The organism is Pantoea sp. SGAir0418, assembly GCF_043529865.1.
Genome location: NZ_CP027912.1, coordinates 222929 through 241322 on the forward strand (window position 1 = coordinate 222929; position 18394 = coordinate 241322).

At 57.4% G+C, this 18394-nt stretch carries 17 protein-coding genes; 10 read left to right on the top strand and 7 right to left on the bottom strand.

Annotated features, from left to right (window positions below; all coding sequences use genetic code 11):
- Window positions 1-21 precede the first annotated feature (21 nt).
- On the top strand, window positions 22-1665 hold the full coding sequence (locus C1N84_RS20020; RefSeq protein ID WP_264444463.1) for a methyl-accepting chemotaxis protein: 1644 nt from the start codon (window positions 22-24) through the stop codon (window positions 1663-1665).
- 188 nt (window positions 1666-1853) lie between these two features.
- Window positions 1854-3050 carry an MFS transporter gene (locus tag C1N84_RS20025; protein ID WP_222952291.1) on the top strand — a complete coding sequence of 399 codons (1197 nt, stop codon included), beginning with the start codon at window positions 1854-1856 and terminating at the stop codon, window positions 3048-3050.
- 3 nt (window positions 3051-3053) lie between these two features.
- Here C1N84_RS20025 and C1N84_RS20030 read toward each other — a convergent pair whose 3' ends face one another.
- Both C1N84_RS20030 and C1N84_RS20035 read right to left on the bottom strand, forming a co-directional pair.
- Window positions 3054-3626, bottom strand: coding sequence for a pyridoxamine 5'-phosphate oxidase family protein (locus tag C1N84_RS20030; RefSeq protein WP_264444457.1), 573 nt, complete (start codon window positions 3624-3626; stop codon window positions 3054-3056).
- Window positions 3627-3637: 11 nt separating this feature from the next.
- On the bottom strand, window positions 3638-4366 hold the full coding sequence (locus C1N84_RS20035; protein WP_010615793.1) for a YoaK family protein: 729 nt from the start codon (window positions 4364-4366) through the stop codon (window positions 3638-3640).
- Window positions 4367-4554: 188 nt separating this feature from the next.
- Here C1N84_RS20035 and C1N84_RS20040 point away from each other — a divergent pair, with 188 nt between their 5' ends.
- The 5 genes from C1N84_RS20040 to C1N84_RS20060 all read left to right on the top strand — a co-directional run bounded on the left by C1N84_RS20040 (window position 4555) and on the right by C1N84_RS20060 (window position 6457).
- Window positions 4555-5172 carry a TetR/AcrR family transcriptional regulator gene (locus C1N84_RS20040; RefSeq protein WP_058775115.1) on the top strand — a complete coding sequence of 206 codons (618 nt, stop codon included), beginning with the start codon at window positions 4555-4557 and terminating at the stop codon, window positions 5170-5172.
- Between the two features lie 143 nt (window positions 5173-5315).
- On the top strand, window positions 5316-5519 hold the full coding sequence (locus C1N84_RS20045) for a hypothetical protein (RefSeq protein WP_021508701.1): 204 nt from the start codon (window positions 5316-5318) through the stop codon (window positions 5517-5519).
- Window positions 5520-5537: 18 nt separating this feature from the next.
- Entirely contained in the window at window positions 5538-5792 is a 255-nt protein-coding gene (locus C1N84_RS20050) for a biofilm development regulator YmgB/AriR family protein (RefSeq protein WP_125310694.1), read from the top strand.
- Window positions 5793-5979: 187 nt separating this feature from the next.
- Window positions 5980-6207 (top strand): YgdI/YgdR family lipoprotein, encoded by a 228-nt coding sequence (locus C1N84_RS20055; protein WP_021508703.1) that lies wholly within the window; start codon window positions 5980-5982, stop codon window positions 6205-6207.
- A gap of 22 nt (window positions 6208-6229) precedes the next feature.
- On the top strand, window positions 6230-6457 hold the full coding sequence (locus tag C1N84_RS20060) for a YgdI/YgdR family lipoprotein (RefSeq protein ID WP_021508704.1): 228 nt from the start codon (window positions 6230-6232) through the stop codon (window positions 6455-6457).
- Window positions 6458-6568: 111 nt separating this feature from the next.
- Here the strand turns inward: C1N84_RS20060 and C1N84_RS20065 are convergent, their stop codons facing one another.
- Entirely contained in the window at window positions 6569-7648 is a 1080-nt protein-coding gene (locus C1N84_RS20065) for a zinc-binding dehydrogenase (protein WP_159377524.1), read from the bottom strand.
- 111 nt (window positions 7649-7759) lie between these two features.
- On the opposite strand from C1N84_RS20065, the gene C1N84_RS20070 reads away from it, so the two are divergent.
- The 3 genes from C1N84_RS20070 (at window position 7760) to C1N84_RS20080 (ending at window position 9494) form a co-directional block, all read left to right on the top strand.
- Entirely contained in the window at window positions 7760-8536 is a 777-nt protein-coding gene (locus C1N84_RS20070; RefSeq protein ID WP_264444448.1) for a helix-turn-helix transcriptional regulator, read from the top strand.
- A gap of 448 nt (window positions 8537-8984) precedes the next feature.
- Complete coding sequence (locus tag C1N84_RS20075; RefSeq protein WP_058785627.1) at window positions 8985-9242, top strand: excisionase; 258 nt, start codon at window positions 8985-8987, stop codon at window positions 9240-9242.
- A gap of 54 nt (window positions 9243-9296) precedes the next feature.
- The gene (locus tag C1N84_RS20080; RefSeq protein ID WP_264444707.1) at window positions 9297-9494 is read left to right on the top strand and encodes a tyrosine-type recombinase/integrase; all 198 of its coding nucleotides are present in this window, start codon (window positions 9297-9299) and stop codon (window positions 9492-9494) included.
- 582 nt (window positions 9495-10076) lie between these two features.
- Here the strand turns inward: C1N84_RS20080 and cobA are convergent.
- Genes cobA through C1N84_RS20100 form a run of 4 tightly spaced genes read right to left on the bottom strand, consistent with a single transcriptional unit; the run spans window position 10077 to window position 18394 of the window.
- A complete protein-coding gene (gene cobA / locus C1N84_RS20085; RefSeq protein ID WP_104187748.1) occupies window positions 10077-10907 on the bottom strand; it encodes a uroporphyrinogen-III C-methyltransferase in 831 nt (276 codons plus the stop codon).
- A complete protein-coding gene (locus C1N84_RS20090; protein ID WP_394541903.1) occupies window positions 10904-13525 on the bottom strand; it encodes a nitrate reductase in 2622 nt (873 codons plus the stop codon). The genes cobA and C1N84_RS20090 overlap by 4 nt, the downstream gene beginning before the upstream one ends.
- Complete coding sequence (gene nirB, locus C1N84_RS20095) at window positions 13522-17595, bottom strand: nitrite reductase large subunit NirB (RefSeq protein WP_264444445.1); 4074 nt, start codon at window positions 17593-17595, stop codon at window positions 13522-13524. The genes C1N84_RS20090 and nirB overlap by 4 nt, the downstream gene beginning before the upstream one ends.
- 10 nt (window positions 17596-17605) lie before the next feature.
- Window positions 17606-18394, bottom strand: coding sequence for an ABC transporter ATP-binding protein (locus tag C1N84_RS20100; protein WP_021508711.1), 789 nt, complete (start codon window positions 18392-18394; stop codon window positions 17606-17608).

Consider the following 18394-nt stretch of genomic DNA (forward strand, 5'->3'; position numbering starts at 1 on the left):
GTTTAGATTAAGGATAATAAGATGAACATCTCCCAACGATTGTTACTGACCTTTTCCATGCTGTTTGGCGCCATCATTCTGCAAGCCGTGCTCGCCATCTCACTGCTTTCCAGCTTCCAGGAGCGCTTTGAATATGTGCAAACCAATGCCATCCCTTCGATCAAAGACCTCAACACGTTAATTGATCGCAGCAATCAGCTGGCGCTGACGCTTTACAAACATCAGACTCAGCTGCAGGATAGCAACATGCCTGCGGTTGAAGCGGACATTGATAAACAGATCGGCGGCCTGAAATCGCTCACCGATTACTACCTGACTCACAACCTCTCCAGTGACGAAGATAAGCGACTGACCGAGCTGGCCTTTGCCAATATTCAGCGCGTGAGCGAGCGGCTGCCGGCGTTTCTCACTGCCTCGCGCGCGCATCAGAACGCCATCAGCCTTGATCTGATCGAGGGGCAGAACGGCATTGGTGCCGCCATTCGCCAGCTGGTCACCAATTACCAGCAGCAGCTGATGCTGAATATTTCTATCGGCGATGAGTTACGCGCCACCAACCTCAGCACCTTCCATGAAGTGCTGTGGACCACCATTACCGGCGTGATAGCCACAGTGATTATTTTTGGCCTGTTCGCCCTGTTCACCGTGCTGCGCATTCGTCGCAGTCTGTCCGATGTCGGCAAAGTCATGATGCGCGCCAGCGAAAATCTCGACCTGACGCTGAGCGCCGACGAAAGCCGTCGCGATGAGGTGGGCACCATGGCGCACTCTTTCAATCAGCTGATGCGCAGCGTCGCCAGTTCGTTAAGCGCCGTGCGCAGCGCCTCACATTCGGTGGGCAGCGCGTCAGTGGAGATCGCCGCCGGTAACGAAGACCTCTCTGCGCGTACCGAGCAGCAGGCTGCTTCGCTGGAGCAGACCGCGGCCAGCATGACTGAACTGAGTGAAACCGTACGTCAGACCGCCGATAACACGCGCCAGGCCAGCCAGCTGGCGGCTAACGCCAGTGCGCTGTCGGAAAAAAGTGGTACCTCGCTCAGCACCATGCTCTCGACCATGGATGACATTCGTGGCAGCTCGCGCAAGGTCACGGACATTGTTTCGATGATCGAAGGCATCGCTTTCCAGACCAATATTCTGGCGCTCAACGCCGCAGTCGAAGCCGCACGCGCCGGTGAGCACGGCAAGGGCTTTGCGGTGGTGGCCGGCGAAGTACGCAGCCTGTCTCAGCGCTCCACTTCGGCCGCACGCGAAATTAAGGGACTGATTGAAGAGTCGCATCGACTGACTGAAGCCGGGGCCGCCCAGGCCAGCGACGTCAGCAGCAATATGCAGGTGATGAATGACGCTATCCATCAGGTCAGCGAACTGATGAGCGAAATCGCCGCGGCCGCGGTTGAGCAGAGTCAGGGCATCAGCCAGGTGCAGCAGGCGGTGAATCAGATGGATGATGTGACGCAGCAGAACGCCGCGCTGGTGGAACAGGCCTCAGCCGCGTCGCAATCGCTGCAGGAACAGGCCCAGACGCTCAACCAGCTGGTGACCCGCTTCGTGCTGGCAGAATCCGGCGCAACGCCGGTCATCAAGCCGGCGCCGGCGAGCCACAAAGCGCCACAGCCGGGACGCCTGGCACTGGCCAGCGATGCCGACTGGCAGAGTTTCTAATCCCTTTGCCCTCCGCGTCGTCGCGCGGAGGGGCTTTCTCCCACTGACCAATTCCCCCCGGCGCGCTGGCGCAAGCGACATCGCCTCAACGAGCGCCAGCAAAACTGCTATTCTGTGAACCATGCTAACGGCCATCAGCAACGAAAGCGTTTCACCCCCGCTTGCCCACCGCTCCCTAAAGGAACCTTATGCACCCTCAGCAACAGACACGCGGTAAATGGGCCATCTTTGGCCTGATGTTTATTCCTGGCTTTACCTGGGCTTCCTGGGTTAGCCGCACGCCCTTTATGCGTGATGTGCTGCACGCCTCGACGGAAATGATGGGTCTGATTCTGTTTGGCTTCTCCTGTGGCTCCATGCTGGGCGTGCTGCTGGCCGGTAAGCTGGTCGCGCACTTTGGCACCAGCCGGGTGATGCGCTCGGGTTACCTGATCCTGCTCGGTGGCCTGGTGCTGATGACCGTTGCGTTGACGCTCGCCAGTAGCGGGCTGGTGTTTACCAGTCTGGTGTTGCTGGGCGGCGGAACCGCGTTGATGGATGTGGTGGTTAATGTCGAAGGGGCAGCGTTTGAGCGGCGCATCGGCAAGTCAATCATGACCATCATTCACGGCTTCTTCAGTTTCGGCACGCTGATCGGCGCACTGGCGGGGCTGGCCATGACCGCAGCCGATATCAGCACCCACTGGCACTTTAGCGTGGTGCTGCTGGTTAACCTGCTGATTGCCGCCCTGGCGCTGCGCCATCTGCCCGCCACCAGCGACAGCGAACGTAGCGAACAGCCGCATCATGGCGGCTTTCTGGCCCAGGTTGGACGTGAACTGCGTGACCGCCAGCTGCTGGTGCTCGGCGTGGTGATTCTGGCGATGGCGCTGGCGGAAGGCTCGGCTAACGACTGGCTGCCGTTACTGATGATCGACGGCCATAACCTCAATCATACCCAAAGCACGCTGGTCTACGCGGGCTTCACCGCTGGCATGACGCTGGGGCGCTTTCTCGGCGGGCTGGTGGTTGATCGTCTGGGCCGTGTCTGGGTACTGCGCGCCAGCGCTTTCTCCGCCGCGCTGGGGCTGACGCTGGTGATTTTCTCCGATAACCCATGGCTGGCGGCGGCGGCCGTACTGTTCTGGGGCGTCGGCGCGTCGCTCGGCTTCCCGCTAACGGTCTCGGCGGCGGGCGATGGCCATAACAGCGCGGTGCGCGTCACGATTGCCGCCACGCTGGGCTATCTGGCGTTTCTGGTCGGCCCGCCCGGACTGGGCTTTATCGGCGAACATGCCGGATTGCGCATGGCGATGCTGCCGGTACTGATCATGGTACTGCTGGCGCTGGTGTGCGCCGGTGCGGCTGGCCGCCCGCGTCAGGCAAAAACACCGGCGGAACAATAAATCTCAGGGCACACGCCAGCTGCCCTGCCAGCCATCCGCAGTGGCCTCAAATCGCGCGCGTTGATGGGGCTCGCGGCTGACATCCAGCCACTCCACGCTATGCAAGGTGATCTGCACCAGCGCGAAGTGCTCGTCGGGCCCGGTGCCCGCCTTTTGCGCGCTGGCAGGCAGTGCGTCATCAGGATGGGCAATCACGCTGCCCGGCCTGACCGGTGACTGAAACAACGCGTGTGAGTGCGGGCGCAATGCATGCCAGGCTGCGGCACGCTGTTGTGCATCGTCAACGCGCTGAGCCGTGCCTGCCAGCCTGAGCTGAACGCGACTGGCGGCATCATAAGCCAGTAACGCCACCTGCGGCTGGGCTGCAATATCCTGCATTTTGGCGCTGCGCCGATCGGCGGTAAACCGCAGGGCCGGCAGCGTGGGCAAAAACTGCCGTATCACCACGGTGCGCAGGCTGGGCTGACCGTCGGCACTCACCGTTGCCAGCTGCATCAGGGTGAAAGCTGAACGCGATGTGGTGGCAGTGCTAAGCAACTGCCAGATAACTTGCAGGCGGTCGTCGAGCGAGATCATGATTCCCTTCCTTAGCGGGCGTGAAGCGGGTTGCTGCCCGCACGTTTCAGCGCCGACAGCGCCAGCGCGCTGAGCAGTAACCCAATAACGATTAGCAGCGCGTAGCTTAGCCACTGCAGCAGCAGAATGCCCAGCACCCCGCCAGCGAGAAATGCCAGCACGGTGTAGCAATGCAGTTTTAGCCGCTCAATGTACAGCGGCGCGTCTTTCGGTGACTCTTTGCGACGCAGCACATCGAACAGCATCGCCAGCTCAATGCCGATATCGGTTGACGTGCCAGAGACATGCGTCGTGCGCACGCGGGCATTGGAGATGCGCGTTACCACCGCATTTTGCAGGCCCATCAGAAAGCTCAGGCTGAGAATCAGTAACACACCGCCCTCGCTGAAATGAAAGCCGCTTTCGACAATCCCCAGCACCAGCAACGCAATGCCCTCCAGCAGAATATTGATGGCGTAGATGCCGCGTATCTGCCGCCTGCGGCCGGAATTGATGATCAGCGTGGAGACCGACGAACCGGCGATGAATAACAGCACAATCAGCAGGAAGAACAGCCCGATATGCAGATTGGCTTTCGCCAGATGATCGGACAGTGACGAGACGTTACCGGTCATGTTGGCGGAGAAGAAACCAACCGTTTCGAACGCCGCAGTGTTCAGTGCGCCCGCCACGGCGGCCAGCGTCGCCGCCAGGCGGATGTCGGTGTTGAAAGTGCGCGTATCCTCAGTGGAGATCAGCATGAAAAGGTCCCGGCCCGGCAAAAGGTTTATCATCCTCCGGCAGTCAAAAATTCTCAACTAGCAGGGCTGAACATTAACGCGGTTCGCTGTCGATCAGCGCACGCCGGGCCAGGCGTTTGGGCAGGATTTGACCCTGTCACCGATAAGCCGGATAATTTGGAAACGATTCATTCTAAATAGCCCGCATTATGACCAGTAAACCCAATCCGGCGCCGGCTGCCAGAGAGCGCGGCAGACCGCGCAACTTTGATATCGACGAAGCGCTCGACAGCGCTATGATCGTGTTCCGCCAGAAGGGTTTTCATGCGGCCTCGATTGCCGATTTAGGTGAAGCGATGAACCTGACGGCGGGCAGTATCTATAAAGCGTTTCAGGATAAACGTTCCCTGTTTCTGCGGGTGTTTGAGCGCTACATCCTGCTGCGCAATGTGGACCTGCGCACCCGTTTGCAACAGTACCCGACCGGCCGGGCGCGCATTGCTGAGCTGCTGCAGTTTTATCTCGACTCAGCCAGCGAGATCGAGGGCAGACGTGGCTGCCTGGTGGTTGGCAGTACCGTGGAACTGCAAACGCTGGACGAAGAGTTATCCCAGCTGGTGCGTGAAGCGGTATTACGCAACCGCAACTTCCTGACTTCGCTGGTTGAACAGGGACAAGAGGACGGATCGATTTCGCCACGACTGGATGCCGACACCGCCGCTGGACTGCTGCTTTGCGTGGCATTTGGTATGCGCGTGGTAGGCAAAATTCAGGATGTGACTAATGGCAAAGAAACCATTAATATGGTGCTCAGCATTCTGGACTGATTCGTCTGGCCTATTAGGAAATAGGCGTTTCCTAATTAATATTCGCCGCGATAACGTTTTAAACCCTGGAATCGCGCGCTTAATAATATTTATCAGTCAGTAACATATTACTTAGATTTATGTTTATTTGTTCCGGGGGTTGAGTGAAGCACGATGAATTAGAAGATGCCGATGAGATCTATCTTTTATTGGGCAAAGTCGTCACACAGATTGTACAACCGGGTGAAACCTTATCTGTTCAGCAAATAATTGGCGCGCTGTATCGCACGGGCTTGCGCTCGGAGAATCCGGCCATCCAGCAGGCCTGCGATAATGCGATCAGGCTGCTGGCCAAAAAGCTGAATTAACGCACTGCTATCAGGGTAATGATGATGCGATACGATCCTTTTCATAATAATTCTGAAGATGCATTACCATGGACTGGTGGATCGCTGCAGGCAAAGCAGCATGAGTTACTTGGCACGCTGGTGCAGGAAATTTTGTGCAGCGGCAAGTTGCTGAACCGAAAAACCCTGTTTGTCGCGCTAATAGCACGTCTCGACCAGTGCGACGATGTGATATTGAAAACGCATTACGAGGCTATTTTTTCTCTGCTGCTTGGTCGCCTGGCCGCTGAGTAATATCGCAACGCTATCCTGCCTTCCCAATATACGCGGCGAAACACATTAGCCGCGCCTGGTAATTTCCTCCTCATCAATTGCACGCTAAACCGCATTAATTGTGCAAAGAAAGCGAGTCAGGTCAGACCAGAATCCGGATTTTGTTCTACGCTTATAGCTGGACTTCAGACCAATCAGGGAAATTACTATGAAGAAACTGACTGTAGCGGCTGTGTTATTGACATCGATTTTTGCCATCGCCGGCTGTTCATCGAATCAGGCGATTAAAACCACCGACGGACGCACTATCGTCACCGATGGTAAGCCACAGGTGGATAGTGATACTGGCCTGGTCTCATATAAAGATGCGCAAACCGGTAAAACAGAACAGATTAACCGTGACCAGATCACCAATATGAGTGAACTGAATAACTGATCTACTCGATAGGGAGAGCGACATGAAAAAAGTGATTTTGTTACCACTGGCAGCCATTGTGGCACTGAGCGCCCTGACCGGCTGTACCCGTACCAGCTACGCCATTCATACCAATGATGGCCGTACCATTGTCAGCGATGGTAAACCGCAGGAAGCGGAAAGCGGACTGCTGGGCTACGTTGATGCCAATGGTGTCAAACAGCAGATCAACAAAGCGGATGTCAAAGAGGTCTCTGAGATTCCGCATTAATCGGTTCTTATCAAGCCCGCGCAGCGGGCTTTTTTGTGCCAGAATTTTGTGATTGAACCCATACGCAGGGCCGTCGTAGGAGAGCAATCCGGCCCAACGCGGCGCCTTTGGTCAGGGACGCACGACGGTGAGTTTAAACGGCCCGCTGTTTTTCGCAGCATGCGCGACTGAATCATTCACTCTCTCAAGCGGAAACTCGGTTACGTCATAGTGGCTCAGATCAAGCAGTCCCGCGCGTATAAGGCCGCAGAGCGTAGGGACTGCCGAAGGTTCATACATCCACTGCCCTTTTACGGTAATGAGGTTACGCATTATCCAGGGATAAGGTAGCGAAAGATCGTCCCCACCCAGCATGCCAACACCGCCCATAAGGACTGCACGACCATAAGGTCTGACTGACATAATCGCATTCCGGACGACAGAGGCCTGCGCAGACGGCGGAAGGAAATCAAGGACCGCATCAATGGGTCCCCCGGCCATGTGCTTCATGGCAGCAATATCGATCTCTGCTGTACCTGTGAGCTTTACTGTTTCCACACGCGATCCAAAACGTTTTTTCAAATCGTTCAGCACCCGTTCACTACGGCCCGGTGCGATGACTTTATGGGCTCCCATGGCCAGGGCAGCAAGCACAGCGGAACTGCCGAAATTACCGGTTGCACCACTGACCAGCAGGCGCTCTCCCGCTTTCAAATCCATAGATAACAATCCGCCATAGGCTATAAGCAGCGTATTGATGGCACACCATCGCCCCGCTTCTGCAGGCGATATGTCGCCAATGGGCACTGCGTTTTCAGTCGGAATGCGTATTTGTTCAGCAAGACTACCATTCAGGTGATATTGCTGGATTTTTTGTCCTCCTTCACCACGGGCACTCCATCCCTGGAGGACAATTTCTGGCGACAGCGCGTTGTCACGGGAACGCACCGTCGGATCGCAGAATACCCAGTCTCCTGGTTTCAGCCAGGCTGAGTCAGGGCCGGTCTGGCGAACCTTTCCGATGGCACCACAGCCCGGGATGACCGGCACAGGTAAAAGATATTTTCTCTCCCCACTCAGTACTTCATTCGTGTAGGAGAGAACGGGTGCCGCAACCACATCGACAATGACTTCCCCGGTTCCCATCACCGGTGCAGGCACATTCTTAACGTCCAGCGGACGGCCAAAGGCAGTAAGCACAGCAGCTTTCATGGTCATATTCTCCTGAGGGCATAGAACAATATGAAACCATCATAGGGCGACCCAAAACGGGGTAAAATACACTAGTTTTATACAGGTATAATTTACTACCAGGTTCAAAAAATGGTTAAGAATACTGAGCTCAGTCAGTTTTTACGTTCACGACGTGCAAGGGTTAAGCCTGAGCGTCCCCCCTCTGCCGGGCCAGAAAGACGGCGAACGCCCGGGCTAAGGCGTGAGGAAGTTGCGGCGATGCTGGGAATAAGTACGGAATGGTATACCAAAATCGAACAGGGACGGGTCAGCACGCTTTCCGAACGGATAGTTAACGCCCTGGCTAAAGCTCTGCAGCTGAGCAAGGCAGAATTTCTGCACCTGAAAACACTGACAGGCCGGAAAAAAAGTGCAGATATCGAACATGAAGTCCCGGCTAGCTTATCGCATCTGGTCAGGGCGCTGAGTGAGCCTGCCTACGTCACCAATGACAGATGGGATGTATTGGTGTGGAATTCTGCAGCAGAACAGTTCATCACGGATTTCAGCCTGTTGGCTGCAGATGAGCGAAATATCATGGTTTTCATGTTCACTACAGAGCAGGCCAGATACCTTTTTGGCGACACCTGGGCTGCAGAGGCACAGAGAATGCTCGGCCTGTTTCATTCCAGTTATTCACGAAATGCAGACGATGAGACCTTCACTGCGCTGGTAGAATGCTTAAGCCGTGAATGCCCGGAGTTTGATACATGGTGGAGCGAGCATGTGATAACGGCGCCGGTGTCCGGAGAGAAAAAACTCACAGGGAAGGACGGGATAACGCGGACATACTGCTATTCAACGTTTACGTCAAATGACTCCCCTGCACTCAAGCTGGCAATTTATGTCCCCGCCGCTATCTGCTGACGTCCGCATGTCAGCAGAGCAATCGATATAATCTCAGGCCGCTCTACGCTGTGAGTTCAACGGGTCGATGCAACGCTATCTTCATCAGGGGGCGTTGCCATGAAACGAAAAACACGCATTAACTTTACGCCAGGCGTTCACGGAAGTAATTATGCATTTCTTCAGGCTGCTCTCCATTTCACCTGGAATCTGGTGTTAGATCCGGTCTATTGGGGGCTAAGGTCCGGAGTGATGATATAAGGCGCCATTCATTAACGCCCGCGGTGAAACCGCTGCGTCAGGGCGCATTTTAAGCCGCTGTGGGAGCACGAAAGCGCCCTGACGGGAAGTTTTCCTGCGATATGTGCGGGCTTGAATGGAAGCCTGAGCAGGATAAACGTGACAGAGATAAACAATGAAACCCCGTTTTTGCGGGGTTTTTTAATGGACCGAAATCTGGAAGTTAATCATGGCTAAGCTGCTCACCCTGACCGAGTGGGCGAGCGAAACCTATTCTCAGCCGCCTTCCCTGTCCGCTATGCGCCGCTGGGCACGCGAAGGGCGAATCTACCCATGCCCGGAGCTACACGGCAAAGAGTGCCGGCTTCATCCGGAAGCGATTTATCTCAATTCCCATAAACACGCCAGGAATCCAAACGTTCATTCGCATAGTGTTGTCGGGGGTAATTTGCTGATGGAAAAAGTAAAATATGATCAAAAGGCCTGAAACTTATGATGCTAACCTCCACCGTAACCAGACCTGCCGCCGCGCCCGGAAAATCTGACGCAGGCGCGAACCCGCTGCGGTCTGGATGAGGCGGACAACCCGCCAGCTTTCCATGAGATCCGCAGTTTATCGGGAAGGTTATTTGAAGCGCATTATGGTGAGGTGTTTACACAGCGGTTGCTGGGTCATAAGAATCTCTCGATGACGCAGAAGTATCCCGACTTCCGTGGCGATGAGTACGTACTGGTATGAGGCATATGTAATTACGGACAAATTTCGGACATTTTCGTACAGGCGAAAATCTGAACTTGCAAATCATGCATTTCTGAATATGCGGTATATGTATCATATTTGTTAAAAACCGCCCGCTTAATCCAGAAAATTCAACGATATATGGGCACGATGCCTGCATATAAATGGTAGTAATACTTACTAATTCATAACTTTATAATCAGACAGTTAGAATTTTTTCGGCCTCTATTCGGACAGATTTCGGCCAGCCTATACCAGCCAGAATAAAGTTTACCTGGACTGAGAAGAAAAAAGTATGGCGCGACTGGCAGTGGTCAATGTCAGGTTGTGATGAAGCGTTCTGGATACCATGCAAACGTATCTCAGTGTCCGACAGATTGCCGATTGTGTAATGCAGCGATAGCGTTTATTCAGGGTAAAATCTTAAGAAAAATGTCTGAGTGAGGTAACTGTCAGGCATCAGTTTCATGTGAAAGGCGCTTAAGGTAGGGGCTCTCACTAACATATTCGCCGATAATGCTTTTGCGACCGTCTCATCCCCCAGCCGTAAAAACCGTGTCCCTTCCTTCGGCACGTTAAGCATCACTGCACTGCACTATCACTTAACGCCAACTCCTCCCCATGCGCTGCGACTCGATCAGCCCGGTAATAGCGCACCACATCGCCCACAATCAGTAACGACGGCGACACCGGTTTTTGCTGCTCAACAGTTTCAGGCAACCCGGCCAGCGTGGTGATCAGCACCCGCTGGTTCTGACGCGTACCGTTCTCAATGATCGCCACCGGCGTTGCCTCACTGCGGCCATATTCCCGTAACCGGGCGCTAATCACGCTGCTCCAGCTTAACCCCATGTAAAACACCAGCGTCTGATTGGTTGCGGTCAGCGCCGCCGCATCCAACTGCGGCTCGCCGCTGCGCCCGTGTCCGGTGATAAAGCGCAATGACTGGGCACAGTCACGGTGCGTCAGTGGAATGCCGCTGGCAGCCGCACAGCCCACGGCGGCGGTAATGCCGGGCACCACTTCGCAGACAATATTCGCCTGTTGCAGACTGACCATCTCTTCACCGCCACGGCCAAAGATAAAGGGATCGCCGCCTTTTAAACGTACGACATTGCGCCCGCTGGCAGCCAGGTCCACCAGCAGTTGATTAATCTGTGCCTGCTTCAGGCCGTGATGGCCCGGCTGTTTACCTACGTCGATACAGAGTGCGCTGCTGGCGACTTCCGCCATCACCGCTTCGCTGACCAGGCGATCATAGACCACGACATCCGCACGTTGCAGCAGGCGCAGCGCCTTGACTGTCAGTAGTTCCACATCCCCCGGTCCGGCCCCTACCAGCCAGACTTTGCCAGGGCTGGACGCGTTGTCCGGCGCCAGCAGTTTATCTAAAGGATTGATCGCAATCATCATTCTTCCTCCGGTACAGCAACGGAAAGCAAAAGGTGTTTTAGCTCCGGCAGGCAGGAGCCGCAGTTGTTACCACAGTTGAGTGCGTTACCCAGTGCCTGAGTGCTGTGACAGCCCTGTTTAATCGCCTGTAAGATGGTGTTTTCCCCAACGCCAAAGCAGCTACAGATCGTCCGGCCAGCCACGGCACGTTGTGCCGATTGTCCCGCCAGCAGAGCATGCCGGTCCGCCGCATTCACAGGTGCCTGGCGAAAAGCCTGCGCAACCCAGTCATGATTGATCTCGGGTAAAGACGCGCCTGCATAAAAGACCAGGTGCAGCTCACCGTTACGCCAGGCCAGCAGGCGGTAATGCGGTTCCGCCGCATGAGCGGTTTGCAGTTGCAGCCCGGCCAGCGGGATCGTTGCCATGAGCCACTGTTCTGGTGAACCGTCTCCAGCCACGCTAAAGCGTTGCACGCCCTCATAGGGTGTTCGCGCCCAGTAGCGCAGCGCATCAGGCGGGCTTGCGTCGCGCTGCCAGAGCCAGCCCTGCCAGCTGGCGTTGAGCGGGTGGATACGCACAGCGGTTTGTTTAAATGCAGGCTGTGCCGAGACTGGACAGCGGGTTGAAGCCACCAGTCCGCCAACCGTGCCCTGCAGGCTGAACTGTCGGTTCCAGTGCATAGGGACAAAGATCTCACCGCGCCGCAGACCGCTGTCCAGCGTCACACGCACCGTCACCCAGCCCGCGTCGGACTGCACCCGTGCCAGTGCGCCCGCGCACAGGCCATAGCGTTGTGCGTCCTGCGGATGCAGGGCTGCAAATGGCTCATCACAATGCTGCATGAGCCGGGGAACCAGGCCGGTACGCGTCATGGTGTGCCACTGATCGCGGATCCGTCCGCTGTTCATTAATAACGGGTAAGCCGTTTCGCACACCACTGGCTGCGGCGTGGCCGGTGGCAACAGGCGGGCTTTACCATCAGGATGGTAAAAGTGCCGGTCGCTAAACAGCCGGGCGCAGCCCTCGGGATAACGAGCGTTGATTGGCCACTGTACCGGCTTCATCGCATCCCACTGTGCGTCGCTCATACCGGCCAGACCGCTGATATCAAAGGCGCGCTGGCCGTTGTTCTCAAACCCCGACAACGCCGCATGTTCGCGGAAGATGGCTGCCGGATGCGTCCAGGTAAAGCCTTCATGAAAGCCCAGACGCTGGGCGACCTGCGCGAGTAACCACCAGTCCGGTTTAGCTTCTCCGGTCGGAGGCATAAACGCGCGCTGACGGGAAATCCGGCGTTCAGAATTGGTCACGGTGCCGTTCTTTTCCCCCCAGCCCTGTGCGGGTAGCAAAATATGCGCAAAGGCGGTGGTATCCGTTTGCGCCAGCACGTCTGACACAATTACCAGCGGACAGGCAGCCAGCGCCCGGGCAATGCGATTGCCTTCTGGCATCGAAACCGCCGGATTGGTGCCCATAATCCACACAGCTTTGATTGCTCCACGGTCAATGGCGTCAAACAGATCAACCGCCGTCAGGCCGGGCTCACGCGCCATACGCGGACTGCGCCAGAAACGCTGTAAACGGTCGCAATCTTCTGCGGTGAAACTCATATGCGCCGCCAGTTGGTTGGCCAGCCCCCCTACTTCCCGCCCGCCCATCGCATTCGGCTGTCCGGTCAGCGAAAACGGGCCGCAGCCGGGTCGGCCAATCTTGCCGCTCAGCAGGTGCGCATTGAGAATAGCATTGTTGTTGTCACTGCCGCTTTGTGACTGGTTAATGCCCATGCACCATAAGGTCAGTACGCGCTCATGCCGGGCGAACAACTGGTAGAACGCAGCGATCACTTCCTGGCTGATATCACAATGGGCTGCCACCGCCGCACCATCCCACTGCCGCGCGGCCCGTAAGGTTGTGTCTACACCGTCCAGATGCGGCAGCATCGTGACGTCAATGCCGTCATGCTGTTCCAGCCAGTGCAGCAGGCCCGAGAACAGGGCCGGATCGCTGCCCGGCCGGAGCGGTAAATGCAGATCGGCGAATTCACAACTGGCCGTGCGGCGCGGATCGATAACCACAACCTGCATCTCAGGGCGCTGCACTTTTGCCTGTTTCAGGCGCTGAAACAGCACCGGATGGGCCCAGGCGGCGTTCGAGCCGACAAGAATGACTACCTCGGCCTCATCCAGATCCTCGTAACAGCACGGTACGGCATCCGCCCCAAATGCCCGCTTATAGCCTGTCACCGCGGAGGCCATACACAGGCGTGAATTGGTATCGATGTTGGCGACGCCGAGAAAGCCTTTCATCAGCTTGTTCGCCACATAGTAATCTTCCGTGAGCAACTGGCCGGAACCGTAGAAAGCCACTGCCTCCGGGCCATGCGCATCGATAATCCTGCGCAAACCATCAGCCGCGGCATCCAGTGCCGTCTCCATGCTGACCCGCTGGTGATGAAGCTGAGGATGCAGCAACCGTCCGGCCTGTGTCAGGGTTTCGCCCAGTGCCGCGCCCTTTACGCATAGCCGCCCGGCATTCGCCGGATGACGGGTATCGCCACTGACCTGAGGCGACGCGCTCTGCGGCTGCGTGACCTCGACGCCGCAGCCCACCCCGCAATAAGCGCAGGTAGTTTTCATGATGCCTGCGCCATCAGGTTAAGCGGACGGTTTGCGACCCAGACCTGGCCGTCCTCCAGTTTAACCGGCCAGCAACGCAGCTGATGCTGGGGATTATCAAGGCTCTGTCCGTCACGCAGGCGTACACGCTGTTTGTAAAGCGGCGAGATCACCACCGGCTCCCCCGCAACATCACCAAGGATACCGCGTGACAGTACGCTGGCTTCGCTGCCCGGCTCACGATCCTCCAGCGCATAACAGTCATCACCCATGCGGAATAAGGCAATACGGACGCTGCCAAGACGGGCTCCGATGCCGGCCTCTGGCGGAATGGCCTCCAGTGGGCAGATTTCGCTCCAGGGTTCGGCGGGCAGATGCATCAGGGGAATACCACTGGCCTTGTGTGGCTGGCGCTGTCCGCGCACGCGTGCATAGTGCAGCGTTTCATCCGGCTGATCGCTGTTCACTGTGGCGGTAAACAGCGCACGTCGCGAGGGATCGGCCAGCGTGGTCTGCCATTCGCATTGCCAGGTGTCCACCACCTGTTGCATTTCCTGTTCCAGCGTGGCGGCGATCCCCAGGCTGTCATGAATCACCACCTCACGCAGGTAGTCCAGCCCGCCCTCCATGTTATCCATCCAGACGCTGGTACGCTGCAGGCGATCCGCCGTGCGCACGTAGAACATCAGAATCCGGTCGACGTACTGGATTAGCGTGTCATCGTCCAGATCGCTGGCAAACAGTTCCGCATGGCGCGGCTTCATGCCGCCATTGCCGCAGACGTACAGGTTCCAGCCGTTTTCCGTGGCGATGACCCCGATATCTTTACTTTGTGCTTCCGCACATTCGCGGGTGCAGCCGGACACCGCCATCTTGATCTTATGCGGTGCGCGCAGGCCCTTATACCGGTTCTCCAGCGCGATGGCGAAGGCGGTAGAATCCTGCACGCCATAACGGCACCAGGTCGAGCCGACGCAGGATTTCACCGTACGCAGGGATTTTCCGTAGGCATGACCGGTTTCAAAACCGGCTTCCAGCAGGGTTTCCCAGATAGCAGGCAGCTGGTCCAGCCGCGCACCAAACAGATCGATACGCTGGCCGCCGGTAATTTTGGTATAGAGATCGTAACGCACGGCCACTTCGCCGATGGCAATCAGGCCCTGTGGCGTGATCTCGCCCCCCGGCACGCGCGGTACGACCGAATAGGTGCCATCTTTCTGGATATTGGCAAAGTAACGGTCATTCGTGTCCTGTAACGGTAAATGTGCCGGTTTCAGCAGGTAATCGTTCCAGCACGAGGCCAGTAGCGACCCCACCAGCGGTTTGCATACCTCGCAACCACAACCCCGTCCGTGGCTGGCCAGCAGATCGTCAAAGGTTTTGATGCCATTAATACGGATCAGGTGATACAGCTCCTGACGGGAATAGGCGAAGTGCTCACAGATGTCTTTTTTAACAGCGACGCCCAGGTTTTCCAGCTGAAGCTCCATCACCTGTTTTACCAGCGCGGCGCAGCCGCCACAGCCTGTTGCGGCTTTAGTGCAGCTTTTTATACTGGCCATATCGCCACAGCCACTTTGCACCGCATGGCAGATATCGCCTTTACTGACGTTATGGCAGGAACACACCTGGGCACTGTCCGGCAGCGCAGCGACGCCCAACCCTTTGGCCGGCGCGCCATTCAACGCAGGCAAAATCAGCGCTTCCGCTGCCGTCGGCAGCGGCATGGCGTTTAACATCATTTGCAGGAGCGTGGCATAGTCGCTGCTGTCTCCCACCAGCACGCCGCCCAGCAGTCGTGCATTGTCGGCGCTAACCACGATCTTCTTGTAAATGCCTTTTGGCCCGTTGGCCCAGTGGTAGCTCAGGCTGCCCGGCGTTTTGCCGTGCGCATCGCCAAAGGAGGCGACTTCTACGCCCAGCAGCTTCAGTTTAGTGCTCATGTCGGCACCGGTGAACTGCGCCGGTTCGGCCGCCAGATGCCCGGCCAGCACACGCGCCATCTGGTAGCCAGGCGCTACCAGGCCAAAAATCTGCCCGTTCCACAACGCGCATTCGCCGATAGCATAAATGTCGCTGTCACTCGTCTGGCATTGATCATTGATGGTAATGCCGCCGCGCGGCCCCACGCTGATGTCGGCGCTCCGGGCCAGCTCATCACGCGGGCGGATACCGGCAGAGAACAGCACCAGATCGGTAGTCAGCTCGCCGCCATCGGCAAAGTGCAGCACCAGACTGCCGTCAGGCTGGGTGGCAATCTGTTCGGTCTGCTTCGAGGTATGCACCGTCACGCCCAGCGAGTCGATCTTTTGCCGCAGCATCAGCGCCCCGCCGTCGTCCAGCTGCACGGCCATCAGGCGCGGCGCAAACTCAACCACGTACGTCTCCAGCCCCAGCTGCTTCAGCGCATTGGCGGCTTCCAGCCCCAGCAGCCCGCCGCCGATCACCACGCCGCGCTGACTCTGGCGGGCACAAGCTGCGATGGCATCCAGATCGTCCAGCGTGCGGTAGACAAAGCAGCGCCCGGCGTCATGGCCGGGTACCGGTGGTACAAAGGCGCGGGAGCCGGTGGCCAACACCAGCTTATCCCAGGCCAGCTCACGTCCCGCGCTGTCACGCAGGCTGCGCTGCTGGCGATCGATCGCCTCTACCCGGCAACCGCTGCGCAGTTCAATTGCGTTCCGGGCAAAAAAATCCTCGCTCACCAGCGACAACTCTGTTGCCGTTTTACCGATGAAATACTCAGAAAGGTGAACCCGATCGTAAGCCTGATAGCGCTCTTCGCCGTAGACCACAATGTGATAATGCTGATGCAGGTTACGGGCGACCAGCTGCTCCAGAAAATGGTGGCTGACCATGCCGTGACCCACCACGGCTAATACAGGTTTCGTTTGGCTCATCACAGGGTTTCCTGCAGCCAGCGGCTGCGTTTCAGGTTCATCAAGGCCGAACAGCGTATTCACAGAAACCGGTCCGGCATTATGGAGTTGGTTCAGCAGCGCGCCACTTTGCTGGCAGTCGCCATACAGCAGCACGCCGTTCAGTCGGCCGTCTTTGAGGAACAGGCGGCGATAGTGCCCGGCGATCGGGTCAAAACTGGTGACAGACGGAGCTTCGCGAACGTCACCAGCGCTAAACAGGGAAATGCCGCTGACTTTGAGACGGGTGCCCGTGGCCGCACTGTAGAAATCTCCCTGAGGCCGATCGGCCAGTTGCGCCGCCAGAATCTTTGCCTGGGCCAGACAGGGCGCGACCAGACCGAAGGTCTCGCCGCTGATTTCACAACATTCGCCTACGGCATAAATTCCGGCGTGCGCAGTGCGCAACTGGCGATCCACCAGAATGCCGCGCTGACAGGGAATACCGGCGGCCTGCGCCAGGGCGATCGCCGGCTGGACACCAATGGCCATCACCACCTGCTGCGCCGCCAGCACACGGCCATCGTGGAGGATCACGCTATCCGTGCGGATCGCCGCAAGGCTGGCATTCAGTTCACAGCGAATGCCGCGCGCCCGGAGCTGAGCCAGCAGTAATTCCCCTGCCCTGATATCCAGCTGTCTGTCCAGCAAACGTGACTGACGATGAATCAGCGTGACCTGACGTCCCTGCGCCTGAAGTCCGGCGGCGGCTTCAATACCCAGATAGCCCCCACCGACCACCACTACCGGACCGTGCCCGGCCAGCAAAGTGTTCACATCCTGCAGCGTGCGAAACGTGCTGACATGCGGCAGGTCGCTGCCTGGAACAGACGGCCTGCAGGGCTGCGATCCGGTCGCCAGTACCAGGCGGTCCCAGTGCAGCAGGCGCTGGTCGGTGCGTAAGGTGCGCTCAGCAATATTCACCTGTTCCACCGTCTCTCCCACCCGCAATGTTATGCCGTGACGGTGATACCAGTCAGGGTCGTGGATCAGCGTTTGCTCAACGGTGGTTTCTCCGGCCAGCAGCGGCGACAACAGCACACGGTTATAGTTGCCGTGCGGCTCACGGCCAATCACAGTGATGTCGTAACGCATCGGCGCCAGCTGCAACAGAGTTTCTACCATGTGCATGCCCGCCATCCCGTTACCCGCAACCAGCAGCCGTTGTCTCATGGTGTCGTCCTTATGCCGCCGAAGTCTGTTTTTCGTAGAGAAAATGCAGCACTTTCTGGCGCAGCTGGTGATAACGCACGTCATCCGCCAGCGCCACGCGTGAACGCGGCCGGACCAGGTCGATCGTCAGGATATCGCCCACCTGCGCCGCCGGACCGTTGGTCATCATCAGTACCCGATCGGACAGCAACACGGCTTCATCCACATCATGGGTAATCAGGACGATGGTGGTGTTCAGCGCCTGCTGGATGCGCATGACGCTGTCCTGCAGATGCGCGCGCGTTAAGGCATCCAGCGCACCGAAGGGTTCGTCGAGCAGCAGCACGCGAGGTTTCATTGCCAGCGCGCGGGCGATACCGACACGCTGCTTCATGCCGCCGGAGATCTCGCCGGGGCGTTTATGCATGGCATGACTCATTTGCACCTGGTTCAGGTTGTGCTCGATCCAGTCACGCATTTCCGCCTTGTTCATCTTGCCTTTAAACACCTGCTCTACCGCCAGCTCAACGTTCTGATACGCCGTCAGCCAGGGCAACAGCGAGTGGTTTTGAAACACAACGGCGCGCTCAGGGCCGGGGCCGGTGACTTCGCGGTTATCGCATAACAGGACGCCGCTGGTAGGTCGGGTTAAACCGGCGATCAGGTTGAGCAGCGTGGATTTACCACAGCCGGAGTGGCCGATCAGGCTCAGGGTTTCCCCCTGATGAATATCAAAACTGACATTATCGAGCGCCAGAAAATCGCCGCCGGAAGTGGTAAAACGCTGGCTGACCTGCTGTACACGAATGATAGGTTGCAT